We start from the raw sequence: 13663 nt of genomic DNA, 5'->3' as shown, positions 1-13663 counted from the left end.
TAAAACCCGACCGCCACCGGTATTACGGATAACGGCGCGCCGAACCTCGTCATGGGGACGGGCCGGACGCGATACCGTGTGGAGGGGCGTCATGATCCGCAACGAACGACACGGCGACAACGCAGGAAAAGACGACGAGGCGGCATCGCCCTCGATGTCGCGGCGCAGGGCGATGGCATGTCTGGCATGGGCCGGCGCCGGCATCCTGTGGACGCTCGACGGCGGGGTGCCGCAGGGCGTGCCGCTTGGGGGAGCGTCAGCTCAGGCCGCCCCATCAATCACCGGCAACGCGCTGTCCTTCGTTCAGATCAGCGACAGTCACATCGGCTTTAACAAGACGCCGAACCCCGACCCGGCCGCGACGCTGCAATCTGCCATCGAGCGCATACGGGGCGCGGCGCGGCGACCCGCCTTCATGCTGCACACGGGCGACGTCAGTCACCTCTCGCGGGCCGAGGAGTTCGACACCGCGCAGCAGATCGTGAACGGCGCGGGTCTCGAGACCCGCTACGTACCAGGCGAGCACGACGTCATCGGCGACGACGGTCGTGCCTTCTTTTCCCGCTTTGCCGCCGACACCCGGGGCAGGGGCTGGTACAGCTTCGATCAGCAGGGCGTGCATTTCGTCGCGCTCGTCAACGTTCTGAATCTCAAAGCCGGCGGCATGGGGTACCTCGGCGATACGCAACTTGCCTGGCTCGCGGACGATCTCAGCGCTCGCTCGCACAGCACACCGCTGGTGGTGTTCACGCACATGCCGCTATGGCCGGTCTATCCGGCCTGGGGCTGGGGCACCGACGACGGCGACCGGGCACTGGCGCTGCTGCGCCCGTTCGGATCGGTGACGGTGCTCAATGGCCACGTCCATCAGGTGCTGCAAAAAGTGGAGGGCAATGTGCGACTGCACACAGCCATGTCCACGGCGTTCCCTCAAGCGGCGCCCGGCAATGGTTCGGGGCCGGGGCCGTGGAAGGTCGAAGCCTCGCAGCTGCGCCAGACACTGGGCATTCGCCGCGTCGAATTCGCGTCGCTCGACGGTACGCCGCGGCTGGACGATGCCACGCTGGTATCTTGAGCGGTAGCCCCATCATGACATCCCCTCGATTGCCCCCCCATGCCGTGCGGCGTCGTGTCCTGCTCGGCAGCCTGGCGCTCACCGCGGTGAGCATGCTGACGTTTCGCTGGCCCGTACGCGCGAGCGCGGCGCAAGCGAACACCGTTCAGATCGAGAACTTCAAATTCTCCCCGGCCGCTCTCACCGTGAAGGCCGGCACACGCGTCACGTGGACCAATCGCGACGATGAGCCGCACACCGTGACGAGTTCGTCCACGCCGCGCGCGTTTGCTTCCGGCGCCCTCGATACCGGCCGCTCCTTCGCGTTCACCTTCGACACGCCGGGGACTTATCCGTATTTCTGTGCATTGCATCCGCATATGACCGGCGTGGTCGTCGTGAAATAGCCGCCCACCGACACAGATGTGATTCAATGAGCCTACTGACGTTGCGTAGTCGTTGCCGATGGACGACGGCGCCACGTCCGTCCGACTCACCCGGGCACGCGCTGCCCGCACTCGGGAGACTCCGGTGACCGACGCTGACAAGTCCGGCGCGCAGGCGTCAGGACGTTTCGAAGCACTGGCCTTGCCTCACCTCGATGCGGCGTACAACCTCGCGCGCTGGCTGTCGGGCAGCGCAAGCGATGCCGACGACATCGTGCAGGAAGCTTATCTGCGCGCATTGCGGTTCTTCGACGGCTTTCGCGGCGAAAATGCCCGCGCGTGGCTGCTCGCCATCGTGCGCAACACCTGGCTGACGGAGTGGCGTCGCCGCTCCGATGCGACCGACAGCACCTCGTTCGACGAAGCGGTGCAGGGGCTGTACGAAGACGTGCGTCTGCCCGGCTGGGACGATGCCTCGCCGGGCGACCCCGAACGGCTCGCCGTGCGTCGCGACGAATGCGCGCTGGTGCGCGAGGCGCTTGCCACATTGCCTGTGGTATTTCGTGAAGTGCTGGTCCTGCGGGAGATGGAGGATATGAGCTATCGGGAGATCGAGACGATTGTCGGGGTACCGGCGGGCACGGTCATGTCGCGTCTCGCGCGCGGCCGTCGCATGCTGGCCGCGGCGGTGCTGGCCGCGCGCGACAAGCCGGCAGAACGGCCACCCTCGTCTTCCTCGTCTTCCTCATCTTCCTCGTCGGCGCAAGTCACCCGTCTCGCACGTCATGCGGGACTGCCGCACGACGGGACTCCTCGGGGAGAGCGCGATGAATAAGCCCGACGATCCCAAAGCCTCGGCGACGAGCCGGAACGACGCCACGACGCTGGGCAAGATGCTGCGTGACGGATCGCTGCAACACGAGGCACCGCAGGCACTGCGCGAGCGCATTCGCGAGGCATTGGCGAAGGCGGAGTCGCACGCGCAGCGCACGCCGTCATCGGTGCCTGGGCCGACGTCGGCCGCAGTCCCGGCCCCGGCTTGCGCTCCGTCGTCGACTGTTGAACCGGCGCGCGGGGCGACACCTTCCACGTCTGGCAAGCCGGTAGCGCCCGCGCCTGTCGAGGCCGCGTGGGGATCGAGCCTGACGCCGTGGCTGTTCGGCGGCGCGGGCGGTGCGATCCTCGGCGGACTTGCCGTGGCGATGGCATTGCTCGCCGGACGTGCGCCTGCCCCTGCGCCGGTGCCCGAGCCGCAGGCGGCGGCCGGCCTGCAAGCGCAGGAGATCGTTTCGAGCCACGTGCGGGCGTTGCTCTCGCAGCATCCTCTGGACGTGATCTCGACCGATCAGCACACCGTCAAACCGTGGTTCAACGGACGCCTCGATTACGCGCCGCCCGTCGTCGACCTCGCCAACAAGGGATTCCCGCTCGCGGGGGGGAGGCTGGACTACGTGGGTGGCCGCACGGTGTCGGTACTCGTCTATCGCACCGACAAACATCCGATCGATCTGTATGTGTTTCCGGCCCGCGACAAGGCATCGGCAGCCCCCTCCATCTCGGGGTCCGACGGCTACGCGATTGCGCGCTGGCGGCGCAACGGCATGACGTACTGGGCCATCACCGACGCCGAGCCTTCGCATCTGCGCGTTTTCGTGGAGGCATTGCAGGCGGCGACCTGATATCGTGAGCGCTGTTGATTCATAGTTATTCCGATGGAGTTGATTCATGCCGCAAAACCCGCCGCCGAATCCCGCGAACGTTGCAACGAATCCCGCGAATCCCGCGAATCCGACGAATCCGACGAATCCGACGAGTCCGGCATGGCAGGCGTCGCAGTACCTCAAGTTCGAAGACGAACGGACGCGTCCCGTGCGCGATCTCGTCTCCGCCATCCCGCCGCTTCCCGCATCGCGCAAGGGGCAAGGCGGGGCGACGGCGCGTGTGGTCGATATCGGATGCGGTCCGGGCAACTCGACCGAAGTGCTGGCAGCGCGCTATGCGCAGGCGCAGGTGCTGGGTCTGGACAGTTCGCAGGACATGATCGATGCGGCACGCAGGCGCCTGCCGCAATGCAAATTCGACGTCGCCGACATCGCCGCGTGGAAGGACGGCCCGTTCGACGTCATTCTTGCGAACGCCGTGCTGCAATGGCTGCCCGATCATGAAACGCTTTACCCGCGCCTGATCGCGTGTCTGGCACCAGGCGGTTCGCTTGCGGTGCAAACGCCGGACAATCTCGACGAACCCGCGCATCGGCTGATGCGCGAAGTCGCAGCCGATGCCCGTTGGGCGGACCGGCTCAGGGGCACGGAGCGCACCGCGCGTCATGGCGCTTCGTTTTATTACCCGATGCTGCGCGCGCTGTGTTCGCGCGTCGATATTTGGCGCACCACGTATTACCACCCGCTCACCGGCGGTGCGCCGGCCGTCGTGGAATGGTTCAAGGGCAGCGCGTTGCGCCCGTTCCTTGCCAAGCTGGACGACGCCTCGCGCGAAGCGTTCCTCGCCCGTTACACCGACGAAGTCGCGAAAGCTTATCCCGCACTGGCGGACGGCACGGTGTTGCTGCCGTTTCCGCGACTTTTCGTCGTGGCAACGCGCTGATCGAGCCGACCCGCCGTGCAGGCCGCGGCTGCAACGGCGAGCAGCGCGCCATCCGGGTCCCGGCGCGTGGCCCGGTGTAAAGTAGCGGGCATGGATGCCCTGTTCCAACCCCTTCTGCCGTTTCAGCCGTTCCGTAACGCCCCCTTGTACTGGCGCTCGTCGCTCGTGCCCGGAGGCGATATGCTCACGGCCGAATACAACGATCACACGTTTGCGCCGCATTGGCACGACGCGTATACGTTCGCGTGCATTGTTGCAGGGGCCGAGCGGTACGCCTATCGGGGTGGCGAACATGTGGCGCACGCCGGGTCCATCGCCGTCATCCATCCCGGTGAAGTTCACACCGGAGCACGCGAAACCGACTTTGGCTGGCGGTATCGCGTCTTCTATCTGCCGGTCGGTTTCGTGCAGGGCGTGCAGCGCCAATTGACGCATCCGCCAGCGGGCCTGTCGGACGCCGTTAGCCCCGGCGACGCCATGCCGTGGTTCGGAGAAAACGTTATCTGCGACGCGCCTGCCATGCACCGGCTGCTTGAGGCGCACCGGCTGTTACAGCTCGACGCCGATCCATTGCTCGCGGAAAGCGTACTGATCGAGGCGGTGTCGATGATGCTGGTGCGCCATGCACAGGCCCGTATGCCGGAGACGGCGAGGCATCGCGACGCCGTGCGCGTCGAGACAATGAAGGCGCGCTTGTCGGCCGATCTCACCGAGTCGCTGTCGTTGACGACATTGGCCGAAGCTGTCGATCTCTCGCCGTTCCATGCCGCCCGGCTGTTTTCGCGCGAGACGGGATTGGCACCGCACGCGTGGCGCAATCAATTGCGTCTGGTGCGGGCGTTGCCTGCGTTGCGCGCGGGGGCGTCCGCAACGGACGTCGCGCTGGCGCAAGGCTTCAACGATCTCTCGCATTTCACCCGCTATTTCCGCCGCGCGTTTGGCGTGTCGCCCGGGAAGTGGAGCGTCAGGCCCGGGACATAGCCACAGGCGGTCTTGATAACCGATAACGGGCATCGGGCAACGGGCAACGAACAATAAATTACCAACAGGCAACGGCGGCCGTGCGAGCAGTACGGCAAACGGCGAGGGCGGGATGCTGGCAGGATTTTTGGCGGAACACGCGTGGGGCATGGCGATGATCGCCGTCGTGGGGACAGCGGCCGGGGCGGTCAGCGGAGTGGTCGGCACCGGCTCGTCGATGATGTTGCTGCCGGTGCTCGTCTACACCTATGGCCCGAAGCAGGCCGTGCCGATCATGGCCGTCGCCGCCGTGTTCGGCAACCTCTCCAAGGTACTGGCGTGGTGGCGCGAGATCGACTGGCGCGCGGTGCTGGCGTACTCGTTGCCGGGGGCGCCGGCGGCGGCGCTTGGTGCGAAGACGTTGTGGAGCCTGCCATCGACCGTGGTGGACGTGGCGCTCGGCGCGTTCTTCATCGCCATGGTGCCCACACGGCACTACCTTCGACGCCGTCAGTGGCGCTTGTCGTTGTGGCAATTGGCGGTCGTGGGCGCAATCATCGGTTTCCTGACCGGGATCGTGCTGTCGACCGGACCGCTGAGCGTGCCCGCGTTTGCGGCGTACGGGCTTTCGGGCGGCGCGTTTCTCGGCGCCGAGTCGGCCAGTTCCGTCTTCATCTATGTCGCCAAAGTGGTGATGTTCTCGGGGCTCGGCGCACTTCCGGTGCATGCTTGGGCCAACGGCCTGATCGTCGGCATGACGCTGATGTTGGGCACCATGCTCGGCAAGCGCTTCGTGCTCGGCATGGCGCCAAACGTCTTCGAGCGCTTGCTCGATACCCTGCTGGTCGTCTCCGGCGGCATAATGTTGAGCGCGGCCTGGCGGTAGGCGGCGCTAACGTTCGTGACGTCCATCACACCCTCGATGCCCTCAATGCCCCTGGCGCTGGCCCGTGTCGTTGCCTCGCGCCTCGCCTAACAGCCATTCGGCGAAAACCTGAACCGGTCCCTGGCTCAGTGCCAACGGCTCGGGCAGCACGAGGCAGAAGTTTTTCGATACCGCGGTGTGCTCCGGCCACGGGGCGACCAGTCGACCGTCCTCCAGCTCTGCACCGATGTAAAGACGCGGGACAAGGGCGACGCCCAGCCCGGCCAGTGCCGCTTCGATCAGCATGGCGTGAAGGTCATACCGGGCGCCGACCGCCGAATTGGTCAGCGTAATGCCGGTGGCTTGCGCATAGGCCTGCCAGGCGTGCGGATTTTGCCGTCGATGAAGGCGCGGCAACGCGTCGAGCGACGCAGTCCCACCCGCCTGTGCCAGCAGCGCCGGGCTACAGACCGGGATCAGCACTTCTTCCAGCAGACGATGCAGATGCATGCCCGCCCATGCCGGGTGTTCGAAGTGGATCGCCGCGTCGAATCCGCTTCCGGCCAGCAGGAATGGCGTCATGCATTCGGCGAGGTGCACGGTGATGTTCGGATACCGCTGCTGGAAATGCTTCAACCGCGGGATTAGCCAGCGCGTCGCAAACGTTGGCGTCGCGGCAATGTCGAGACTCGCGCCTTCGACCGGTTGCCCCATCAGATAAAGACTATCGCGCTCCAGCCGGTCCAGCGTTTCGCGGACTTGCCCGGCATATCGCATGCCGTTCGGCAACAGTCGTACCCGGTTTCCCACGCGCTCGAACAGCGTAACGCCCAGAAACGCCTCCAATCGCCCGATCTGTCGGCTCACGGCGCCTTCGGTGCGCGCCAGCTCGTCGGCGGCACGCGCGAAACTCCCATGCCGGGCGGCGGCCTCGAAGGCCAGAAGGGCGGAATGGCTGGGAATCTTGCGTCGCATCGGAATCGGCCCTCGGCAGGAGTGTGTCAGCGTGATCAAATATCACTGAAGATTGACGTTTACTCGCTATATGAGCGAAAAACCCAAGGTTAGCATTACGTAACTGCAATGAAAACGCACGAATCACTCGCGAGTCGCTCGCGAATGCTCATCGCTCGAGAACGACGAACTTCAATGATCTATACCGTGGAATGCAGCTTTGCCGGCGCTGCCGGCGAAGCCGAATGGAACGACTTCTACAGCCTGGAAAAGCTGCCTGCGCTGATTTCCGTGACGGGTTTTCAGACCTCGCAACGTTTCAAGGCAATCACGCCAGGCTGTCCAACGTATCTCGCCGTCCACACGATCGACGGCCCGGAAGTGCTGACAGCCGAGGAATACCGCCGCAAGGGCGGTGGCAACTTCGCGCGGTGGCAGCAGCACATTACCGACTGGCACCGGAATCTCTACAGCGATATCGGCCCGGCTCCCGCGGTGCATGCGGCAGAGCGGCTTGCGCTGTGTGCCGGCGGGCCCGATCCGCTCGTCCAGATGGGGCTCAAACCGCTCGCCATGCGTGCGGCGGCGCTGGAGAAGGTTCCTGCGTATCGGTGGCTGGCGGTGGTACCCGCGGGGGAAGCCACACAGGCGGGCAATCCACCGGAAGGCGTTTACCTCTATACACCGATGGGGCCGCAACTGACCGCCAACGAGTCGGGAGCGGCACGGTGACCCGTTACCACTTTCCGCGTCAGCAGGTCGGCGATTTCACGGTGATGGCAATCAGCGACGGCTATCTCACGGCGAGCCTCGATCTGCTCTCGAACATCGAGGCCGCCGAGGCCGCCGACATTCAACGCAAGGCTGGCGAGCCCACGCCCGCCGCCATTCACATCAACTGCTATGTGGTGCAAGGCGGGGGCCGCACGATTCTCGTCGACAGCGGCGCAGGCGGTATCCGGCAGTGGGGTGGTCAGCTGAGCGCCAACCTCGCGCGCGCGGGCATCGCGCCCGAGGCCATCGACACCGTCTTGCTCACGCATGCTCATCCCGACCACGTGGGCGGAATGATGACGCCCGAGGGCGGCACCGCTTTTCCCAATGCGGAACTTGTCGTCGACAGCCGGGAAGTGAAATTCTGGCGGGACGATGCCAACCTGGCGCGCGCCAGCGAGCGCACGCGTGGCAACTTCCTGATGGCGCGCCGGGTGTTCGAGGGATACCGCGACCGGTTGCGGACGGTCGGGCCGGCCATGGTGGGGGCCGCCGCGGAAGTGCTGCCCGGTATCCGTGCGGTTTCGCTGCCGGGGCATACCGAGGGGCACACCGGCTATCTCGTCGAATCTCGCGATACGGGGCTGCTGGTCTGGGGCGACATCGTGCATTTTCCCCACATCCAGATTCACCGTCCGGACGTCTCGATCGCGTTCGATCAGGACTCGTCCGTTGCTGCCGACACGCGCTCGCGGCTTCTCGATCAGGTATGTGCAGACCGCCTCCTGATCGCCGGGATGCATCTGGGCGAGCCCGGCTTCGCGAGAATCCGGCGAACGAAGGGCCGCTACGGCATCGAGTACGAGAATTGCGGCGACAATGACGTACCCCTTACCCCAAATCGCCAAACGCCATGAAACTATCGATTGCTTCGTCGCTTGCCGTCGCCTCCACCGTTGTCGCGTCGTCCATGACCGTACCCATGGCCGGCGCTGCCGAGGGCATGCCTCCGTTGCCCGGCTCGGCGATCTCGGCGGCCGCCACCGAGGGGCTCGGTACGTCGTCCGGCGCCGCGTCTGCCGTGCCGGCCTCGCAACTGGCCGCGAACAAGCAGACGGTGCTTGCGTTCTACGACGCCGGGTTGAACCGTAAGGATTTCGCCGCAGCGCGCCAGTACCTCGGCGACAAATACGTCCAGCACAATCCGAATGCCGCCGATGGCGTCGACGGCTTCGGCAAGTTTCTGGAATTTCTGCGCAAGAATCAGCCGGAATCGCACAGCGACATCGTGCGCGTCTTCGCCGAAGGCGATTTCGTGATTCTGCACGTGCGCAAGGTCCCGCATCCTGGCGATCTGCCGATTGCCATCGTCGACATCTTCCGTTTGGAAAAAGGCAAGATCGTCGAACACTGGGATGTCTCTCAGCAAACGCCAGCGAAGACCGTCAGCGGCAATTCGATGTTTTGAGCCGCGTCGCGATCGTGGACCGGCACGCAGTTCGGCGGTACCGCGTGAGCGGTCGTTCCGACGACGGCGCTTCCCGTCATGCTCGCGTGCACGCGCCGCACTAGCCGATGTCCGAGCAAACCGCCACGATCTGTTCGCGCAGCCAACGATGCGCGGGGTCCACCTCGCGCCGCGCGTGCCATACGGCCTGAAAGCGGAAGGGAGGGATCGGGAACGGCGCAGCGAAATGGCGTAGCTGGCGCAATTGACGATCCTGTTGCAGGTGCGCCACCGCGCGCCGCGCAACGCTCAGCACGAGATCGGTGCCCGCGAGCAGTTCGGGCGCAATGCTCCAGTGGGGCAGCGTGACGGCAACGCGTCGCGTGTGGCCCAGCTCGGCAAGGGCGCGATCGATTTCGTTGTCCGCGCCCGGGCGCATCGCGACCAGCACATGTGGCCGCGCCAGCCATTGCGCCATCGTCAGACCGCCGCGCGCGGGCAAGGTCGCCCGGTCGGCCACGCACACGAAAGACTCTTCGAACAGCGTCTTCGTTTCCAGTTCGGCCGGAACTTCGTGGAACACGCCCAATGCCAGATCGATCTCGCCATCGAGCAGTTGCGTGAGCATCGCTTCACGGCTCGCCTGCGTGGCGGCCAGATCGACGTGCGGCGCGTGCTCGCGAAGCCGGCGCGTCAACGCGGGCAGCGCCACGCGCGAGCCGTAGTCGGACAGCGCGACGCGAAACGTCCTCCTGGCCCGGCCCGGGTCGAACGCCGGTGCGTGCATCAAGCCCTGCAACTGATCGAGCGCGTCTTCGAGCGGCCGCTGCAATTCCAGCGCCTGCGAGGTCAACGCGAGTCCGCCGTCACGGCGCACGAGCAGCGGATCGTCGAAGAGGCTGCGCAACTGCGCCAGTGCATGACTCACCGCCGGCTGACTGCGGTGCAGCCGCAACGCCGCGCGCGAGACGTGACGCTCCGCGAGCAGCGCATGCAACGTCAGCAGCAAGTTCAGATCGATTCGACGCAGATCATCCATATGACGAATAGTTTATGTGACGATTTCGAATTTCCATTATTGAAATGGATGAGTCATGCTGATGGCAAGCCATTTCTACGAATCGAGAGGTCACACCATGAATGCATCCCTGAGTCCGCAGCTGCCGGCGTCTGTGCTGTTGCCGCTGATCGTCGCGATGGCCGCCGGGGCGGCCGTGCCGTTTCAGGCGGGCAGCAACGCGTCGCTCGGACGCGCGCTCGGCCATCCGTTATGGGCGACGGTCGCATCGTTGCTGGTCAGTCTGCTCGTCGTGATTCCCGTGCTGATCGGCATGCGCGCTGGCCTGCCCAAGCTCGCCGCGGCGGCGAGAGGCCCCTGGTGGCTGTGGATCGGCGGAGTCGCGGGCGTGGCGTACATCACGGCGGCATTGGTGCTCACGCCACGTCTGGGCGCGGCCAGCTTCATCGTTTGCGTAGTCGCCGGGCAAGTCGTTGCGTCGCTGCTCATCGACCACTTCGGGCTGATGGGGCTGCCGGCAAAGCCGGTCAATCTCGTACGCGTGGCGGGCGTCGCGATCATCGTCGCGGGCATGCTCCTCGTGCAATGGGGAACGACGACCGCGAGCGCCGGTGCCGCCGCGAAGGCCATGGGAACGTGAACGCCGTTCGGTAATGCCGCCGGGCAGCGCGCGGCAGGCATTGGCGTTCCACCAGTGGAAAGTATGGCGTCATAGGGGTTTGCGAGAGGGGGACGCAGTTTTGTTGCGATGACGCTCAAGTTTCATCAAAAGCATTCGTTAAGTCTCGTCAGAAGCAGCAAAACCCTCCCCTATAGCGCGCAAGGCAATGTTCAAGAATCTGAGTATCAGCAAACGGCTCGCCGCCGCCTTCTCCATCAATGTGTTCATGCTGCTGGTCGTGGCCGTCGTCGCGGTGACGAAAATGGCGACGATGGACGCGAACACCCAATTGATCGTCTCCGATCTGAACAACAAGATTCTCGAGTTCCACAACCTCAAGGACCGTGCCGCGCATGTGGCGGTACTCATGCGCGACATTGCGATGTCGGAAGACGCATCGCAACTCGACGCGCGCCTGTCTCAGGTCGACGAACTGCGTCAGGCGAACCTGAAGGGCATCGAAGGCATGGCGACGATGTTCTATACGGAAAAGGGCAAAGCGCTGTATCGCACGCTGACCGAGGCGAGCGCCGAGTATGGCCGGCAGCTCGATGCATTCAAGTCGCTCGTGCGCAGCGGTAACTATGCACAGGCCAGGGCCGAATTGATGGGGCCGATGCAAAAGGCGCAATTGGCGTTTTTCTCGCCGCTCGACGACCTGATGGGCGTTGGCAAGGCAGTCAGCGCGAAGGAGGCAGCGGACGCGAACGCCGCGTACCTCTCCGCCCGGTTGTGGCTGCTCGCCGCCTTGTTGGTGTCGGTTGCCGTGTCGGTCGTGTCGGGCGTTGCGATTGCGCGTTCGGTCACGCGCCCCGTGCGGGCTGTCGCTGCCGGCGCCGCGGCGCTGGCAAGCGGTGACCTGACGCACCGCGTGCAGGTCGATTCGGCCGACGAAATCGGCAAGATGGCAAGCGCGCTCGACGTCGCCGTCGGGCAACTGGGCCATCTCGTGCGCAACATTCAGAGCGCCTCGGGCGCCATCGACACCGCCGCCCGCGAAATCGCGCAGGGCAACACTGATCTGTCGCAACGTACCGAGGAGCAGGCAGCCTCGCTGGAGGAGACGGCGGCCTCGATGGAGGAACTGACGTCGACCGTGCGTCAGAACGTGGAGCACGCGCTTGAGGCGAAGCGTCTGTCGCAGGAGGCGTCCGGCGTGGCCGACGCCGGTGCCCACAGCGTTCGCGCCGTTGTCGAGACGATGCAGGCAATGGCCAGTGCATCGGCGCGCATGAGCGAAATGATCGCGGCCATCGAAGGTATCGCTTTCCAGACCAACATCCTCGCGCTCAACGCGGCGGTGGAAGCCGCGCGTGCGGGCGAGCAGGGCCGCGGGTTTGCCGTCGTCGCCGGAGAAGTCCGCACGCTGGCGCAACGCTCGGCGGGAACTGCGAAAGACATTCGCGAGCTGATTGCGACCTCCGTTCAACAGGTGCAGGATGGCTCGTCGCGTGTGGAAGTTGCGGGACGCACGATGGACCAGATCGTCGTGTCGGTTCGCCGGGTGAGCGAACTCATCACGGAAATCGCCGCCGCGAGCGACGAGCAGGCGCGCGGTATCGAACAGGTCAATCAGGCCGTCACGCAGATGGATCAGGTCACGCAGCAAAATGCCGCGCTCGTGGAGGAGGCGGCGGCTGCGGCCGAACATATGCGCGCCCAGGCGGCCGAGCTGGTTGGCGAAGCGTCGAAGTTCCGTGTGAATCGGGACGGCGCTGCCCGCGCCATACCTACGTCGGCGGCCTCGGCGGCATTGCCTGCATCGATGACGCCGGCGACGGTGCCAATGTACGGGGCGCACGACGACGCGCACCTGCGCGCCGTCGCGTGAGGTTCGCGACCTGCGTATCGGCGGCAAGCCGCCGAACGTCCTTCTGAAGGTTACGCCGCGTGTGCCGCCGTTGCGCCAAACGCGGCGTCGACGGCGGCAACGGCGTCGACCAATTGCTGCGCCAACGCTGGCGAGGCGCTTGTCATCGGCGCACGCAGCACATCCTCCAGCAGTTCCTCGCGCGCAAGCCATGCTTTCACCGGGCCGGGGTTCGCTTCGGCGAACAGCAGCTTCACGACCGGCATGACAGCGTGAAACAGCACCCGCGCCACATCCAGTTGTTGCGACTGCACCGCGCGATACAGCGCGACAAAATGCGCCGGACGGCAGTGCGAAGAGGCGATGATCGCGCCGTGCCCGCCCATCGTCAGCGTCGAGAGCAATTGATGGTCTTCCCCTGCGAGCACCGACAGACGTCCGTCGGCGATCAGCGCCTGCGTGGTGAGCGCATTGCCGCCGCAGTCCTTGATGCCGCGAATGTTGCCGTGACCGGCGAGCATGAGCAACGTGTCCAGAGCGAGTGTTGCACCGGTGCGGTACGGAATGTCGTAAAGCACGAGCGGTGCACCGGCGCGATCGGCCAGCGTACGGAACCACCCGAGGAGCCCAGCCTGCGAAGGGCGGATGTAGTACGGCGCGGGAGCGAGCACACCGGCCAGCGGCAACGTGTTGAGGGCGTCAAGGCGAGCGAGCGTGTGGGGCAGATGATTGCCCGCAAGGCCCGCGATCACCGGCAGGCCGTTCGCATGTGCCAGCACGGTCTCGAGGACGGCGAGCTGCTCGGCGTCGTCCAGCGCCGCGGCTTCTCCCGTTGTGCCGCAGATCACGAAGCCGGCGATGCCGGACTGCCGGTAGTGCTCGACGAGCCGCCGCAGGGCCGCGTGGTCGACCGGCTCGCCCGTGCCCGTGCGTGTGCGTGTGAACGGCGTGACGAGCGGTAGCCAGATGCCGCGAAAACCGGACGGTGCCGGGCGGGCCGCCACCGCAGGTGTCGATGGCGCAGCTGCGGCCGAGGGGCTCAATGGGTGCGAAGGGGCGTGCGAATGGGCGTGCGAAGGGGCGTGCGATTGTGCGTCTTGCATGGTGTCTCCCTGGACGATACGAATACGATGAACGTGTGGTGACCCGTACGGAAACCGTTCAGCAGGGCGACGCAGAGATCGAGACGC

15 protein-coding genes are annotated in these 13663 nt (G+C 65.5%); 12 read left to right on the top strand and 3 right to left on the bottom strand.

All coding sequences use genetic code 11. From position 1 onward, the window contains the following. The first annotated feature begins 91 nt into the window (after nucleotides 1-91). The 7 genes from AB870_RS11880 (at nucleotide 92) to AB870_RS11850 (ending at nucleotide 5890) form a co-directional block, all read left to right on the top strand. The gene (locus AB870_RS11880; RefSeq protein WP_084663617.1) at nucleotides 92-1075 is read left to right on the top strand and encodes a metallophosphoesterase family protein; all 984 of its coding nucleotides are present in this window, start codon (nucleotides 92-94) and stop codon (nucleotides 1073-1075) included. A 14-nt stretch (nucleotides 1076-1089) separates the two neighbouring features. Then, the gene (locus AB870_RS11875; RefSeq protein ID WP_047904871.1) at nucleotides 1090-1461 is read left to right on the top strand and encodes a cupredoxin domain-containing protein; all 372 of its coding nucleotides are present in this window, start codon (nucleotides 1090-1092) and stop codon (nucleotides 1459-1461) included. A 124-nt stretch (nucleotides 1462-1585) separates the two neighbouring features. Then, nucleotides 1586-2275, top strand: coding sequence for an RNA polymerase sigma factor (locus AB870_RS11870; RefSeq protein ID WP_053059697.1), 690 nt, complete (start codon nucleotides 1586-1588; stop codon nucleotides 2273-2275). Further along, complete coding sequence (locus AB870_RS27095) at nucleotides 2268-3119, top strand: anti-sigma factor family protein (RefSeq protein WP_047908119.1); 852 nt, start codon at nucleotides 2268-2270, stop codon at nucleotides 3117-3119. Before AB870_RS11870 ends, AB870_RS27095 begins: the two co-directional genes overlap by 8 nt. A 46-nt stretch (nucleotides 3120-3165) precedes the next feature. Continuing rightward, nucleotides 3166-4044 carry a trans-aconitate 2-methyltransferase gene (tam, locus tag AB870_RS11860; RefSeq protein WP_084663615.1) on the top strand — a complete coding sequence of 293 codons (879 nt, stop codon included), beginning with the start codon at nucleotides 3166-3168 and terminating at the stop codon, nucleotides 4042-4044. 90 nt (nucleotides 4045-4134) lie between these two features. Next, the gene (locus AB870_RS11855) at nucleotides 4135-5025 is read left to right on the top strand and encodes a helix-turn-helix domain-containing protein (protein WP_047904869.1); all 891 of its coding nucleotides are present in this window, start codon (nucleotides 4135-4137) and stop codon (nucleotides 5023-5025) included. Between the two features lie 112 nt (nucleotides 5026-5137). Then, complete coding sequence (locus tag AB870_RS11850; RefSeq protein WP_237169926.1) at nucleotides 5138-5890, top strand: sulfite exporter TauE/SafE family protein; 753 nt, start codon at nucleotides 5138-5140, stop codon at nucleotides 5888-5890. 42 nt (nucleotides 5891-5932) lie between these two features. Here the strand turns inward: AB870_RS11850 and AB870_RS11845 are convergent, their stop codons facing one another. Beyond that, the gene (locus AB870_RS11845) at nucleotides 5933-6844 is read right to left on the bottom strand and encodes a LysR substrate-binding domain-containing protein (protein WP_047904867.1); all 912 of its coding nucleotides are present in this window, start codon (nucleotides 6842-6844) and stop codon (nucleotides 5933-5935) included. A 174-nt stretch (nucleotides 6845-7018) separates the two neighbouring features. Here AB870_RS11845 and AB870_RS11840 point away from each other — a divergent pair, with 174 nt between their 5' ends. The 3 genes from AB870_RS11840 to AB870_RS11830 all read left to right on the top strand — a co-directional run bounded on the left by AB870_RS11840 (nucleotide 7019) and on the right by AB870_RS11830 (nucleotide 9005). Next, entirely contained in the window at nucleotides 7019-7555 is a 537-nt protein-coding gene (locus AB870_RS11840; protein WP_047904866.1) for a hypothetical protein, read from the top strand. A 44-nt stretch (nucleotides 7556-7599) separates the two neighbouring features. After that, nucleotides 7600-8454, top strand: coding sequence for an MBL fold metallo-hydrolase (locus tag AB870_RS11835; protein WP_418304007.1), 855 nt, complete (start codon nucleotides 7600-7602; stop codon nucleotides 8452-8454). Nucleotides 8455-8540: 86 nt separating this feature from the next. Beyond that, nucleotides 8541-9005, top strand: coding sequence for a nuclear transport factor 2 family protein (locus AB870_RS11830; protein WP_047908117.1), 465 nt, complete (start codon nucleotides 8541-8543; stop codon nucleotides 9003-9005). Nucleotides 9006-9105: 100 nt separating this feature from the next. Here AB870_RS11830 and AB870_RS11825 read toward each other — a convergent pair whose 3' ends face one another. After that, nucleotides 9106-10023, bottom strand: a complete 918-nt coding sequence (locus tag AB870_RS11825; protein ID WP_047904864.1) for a LysR family transcriptional regulator — start codon at nucleotides 10021-10023, stop codon at nucleotides 9106-9108. 97 nt (nucleotides 10024-10120) lie between these two features. Here AB870_RS11825 and AB870_RS11820 point away from each other — a divergent pair, with 97 nt between their 5' ends. Beyond that, a complete protein-coding gene (locus AB870_RS11820) occupies nucleotides 10121-10642 on the top strand; it encodes a DMT family transporter (protein WP_047908116.1) in 522 nt (173 codons plus the stop codon). Nucleotides 10643-10829: 187 nt separating this feature from the next. After that, complete coding sequence (locus tag AB870_RS11815) at nucleotides 10830-12494, top strand: methyl-accepting chemotaxis protein (RefSeq protein WP_084663613.1); 1665 nt, start codon at nucleotides 10830-10832, stop codon at nucleotides 12492-12494. Nucleotides 12495-12544: 50 nt separating this feature from the next. Here the strand turns inward: AB870_RS11815 and dapA are convergent, their stop codons facing one another. After that, nucleotides 12545-13576, bottom strand: coding sequence for a 4-hydroxy-tetrahydrodipicolinate synthase (dapA, locus tag AB870_RS11810; RefSeq protein WP_084663611.1), 1032 nt, complete (start codon nucleotides 13574-13576; stop codon nucleotides 12545-12547). Nucleotides 13577-13663: the final 87 nt, after the last annotated feature.

The sequence above is a fragment of the Pandoraea faecigallinarum genome, assembly GCF_001029105.3.
GTDB lineage: Bacteria > Pseudomonadota > Gammaproteobacteria > Burkholderiales > Burkholderiaceae > Pandoraea > Pandoraea faecigallinarum.
This window is presented reverse-complemented; position numbering and strand designations above follow the sequence as displayed.

Excerpts from the sequence above, each read along its gene's own strand:
- AB870_RS11815 (WP_084663613.1), top strand. The coding sequence starts at position 10,830 with ATGTTCAAGAATCTGAGTATCAGCAAACGGCTCGCCGCCGCCTTCTCC.
- AB870_RS11835 (WP_418304007.1), top strand. The coding sequence starts at position 7,600 with ATGGCAATCAGCGACGGCTATCTCACGGCGAGCCTCGATCTGCTCTCG.
- AB870_RS11850 (WP_237169926.1), top strand. The coding sequence starts at position 5,138 with ATGCTGGCAGGATTTTTGGCGGAACACGCGTGGGGCATGGCGATGATC.
- AB870_RS11820 (WP_047908116.1), top strand. The coding sequence starts at position 10,121 with ATGAATGCATCCCTGAGTCCGCAGCTGCCGGCGTCTGTGCTGTTGCCG.
- AB870_RS11875 (WP_047904871.1), top strand. The coding sequence starts at position 1,090 with ATGACATCCCCTCGATTGCCCCCCCATGCCGTGCGGCGTCGTGTCCTG.
- AB870_RS11845 (WP_047904867.1), bottom strand. The coding sequence starts at position 6,844 with ATGCGACGCAAGATTCCCAGCCATTCCGCCCTTCTGGCCTTCGAGGCC.
- AB870_RS11840 (WP_047904866.1), top strand. The coding sequence starts at position 7,019 with ATGATCTATACCGTGGAATGCAGCTTTGCCGGCGCTGCCGGCGAAGCC.
- AB870_RS11855 (WP_047904869.1), top strand. The coding sequence starts at position 4,135 with ATGGATGCCCTGTTCCAACCCCTTCTGCCGTTTCAGCCGTTCCGTAAC.
- AB870_RS11830 (WP_047908117.1), top strand. The coding sequence starts at position 8,541 with ATGCCTCCGTTGCCCGGCTCGGCGATCTCGGCGGCCGCCACCGAGGGG.
- AB870_RS11825 (WP_047904864.1), bottom strand. The coding sequence starts at position 10,023 with ATGGATGATCTGCGTCGAATCGATCTGAACTTGCTGCTGACGTTGCAT.
- AB870_RS11880 (WP_084663617.1), top strand. The coding sequence starts at position 92 with ATGATCCGCAACGAACGACACGGCGACAACGCAGGAAAAGACGACGAG.
- AB870_RS27095 (WP_047908119.1), top strand. The coding sequence starts at position 2,268 with ATGAATAAGCCCGACGATCCCAAAGCCTCGGCGACGAGCCGGAACGAC.
- tam (WP_084663615.1), top strand. The coding sequence starts at position 3,166 with ATGCCGCAAAACCCGCCGCCGAATCCCGCGAACGTTGCAACGAATCCC.
- dapA (WP_084663611.1), bottom strand. The coding sequence starts at position 13,576 with ATGCAAGACGCACAATCGCACGCCCCTTCGCACGCCCATTCGCACGCC.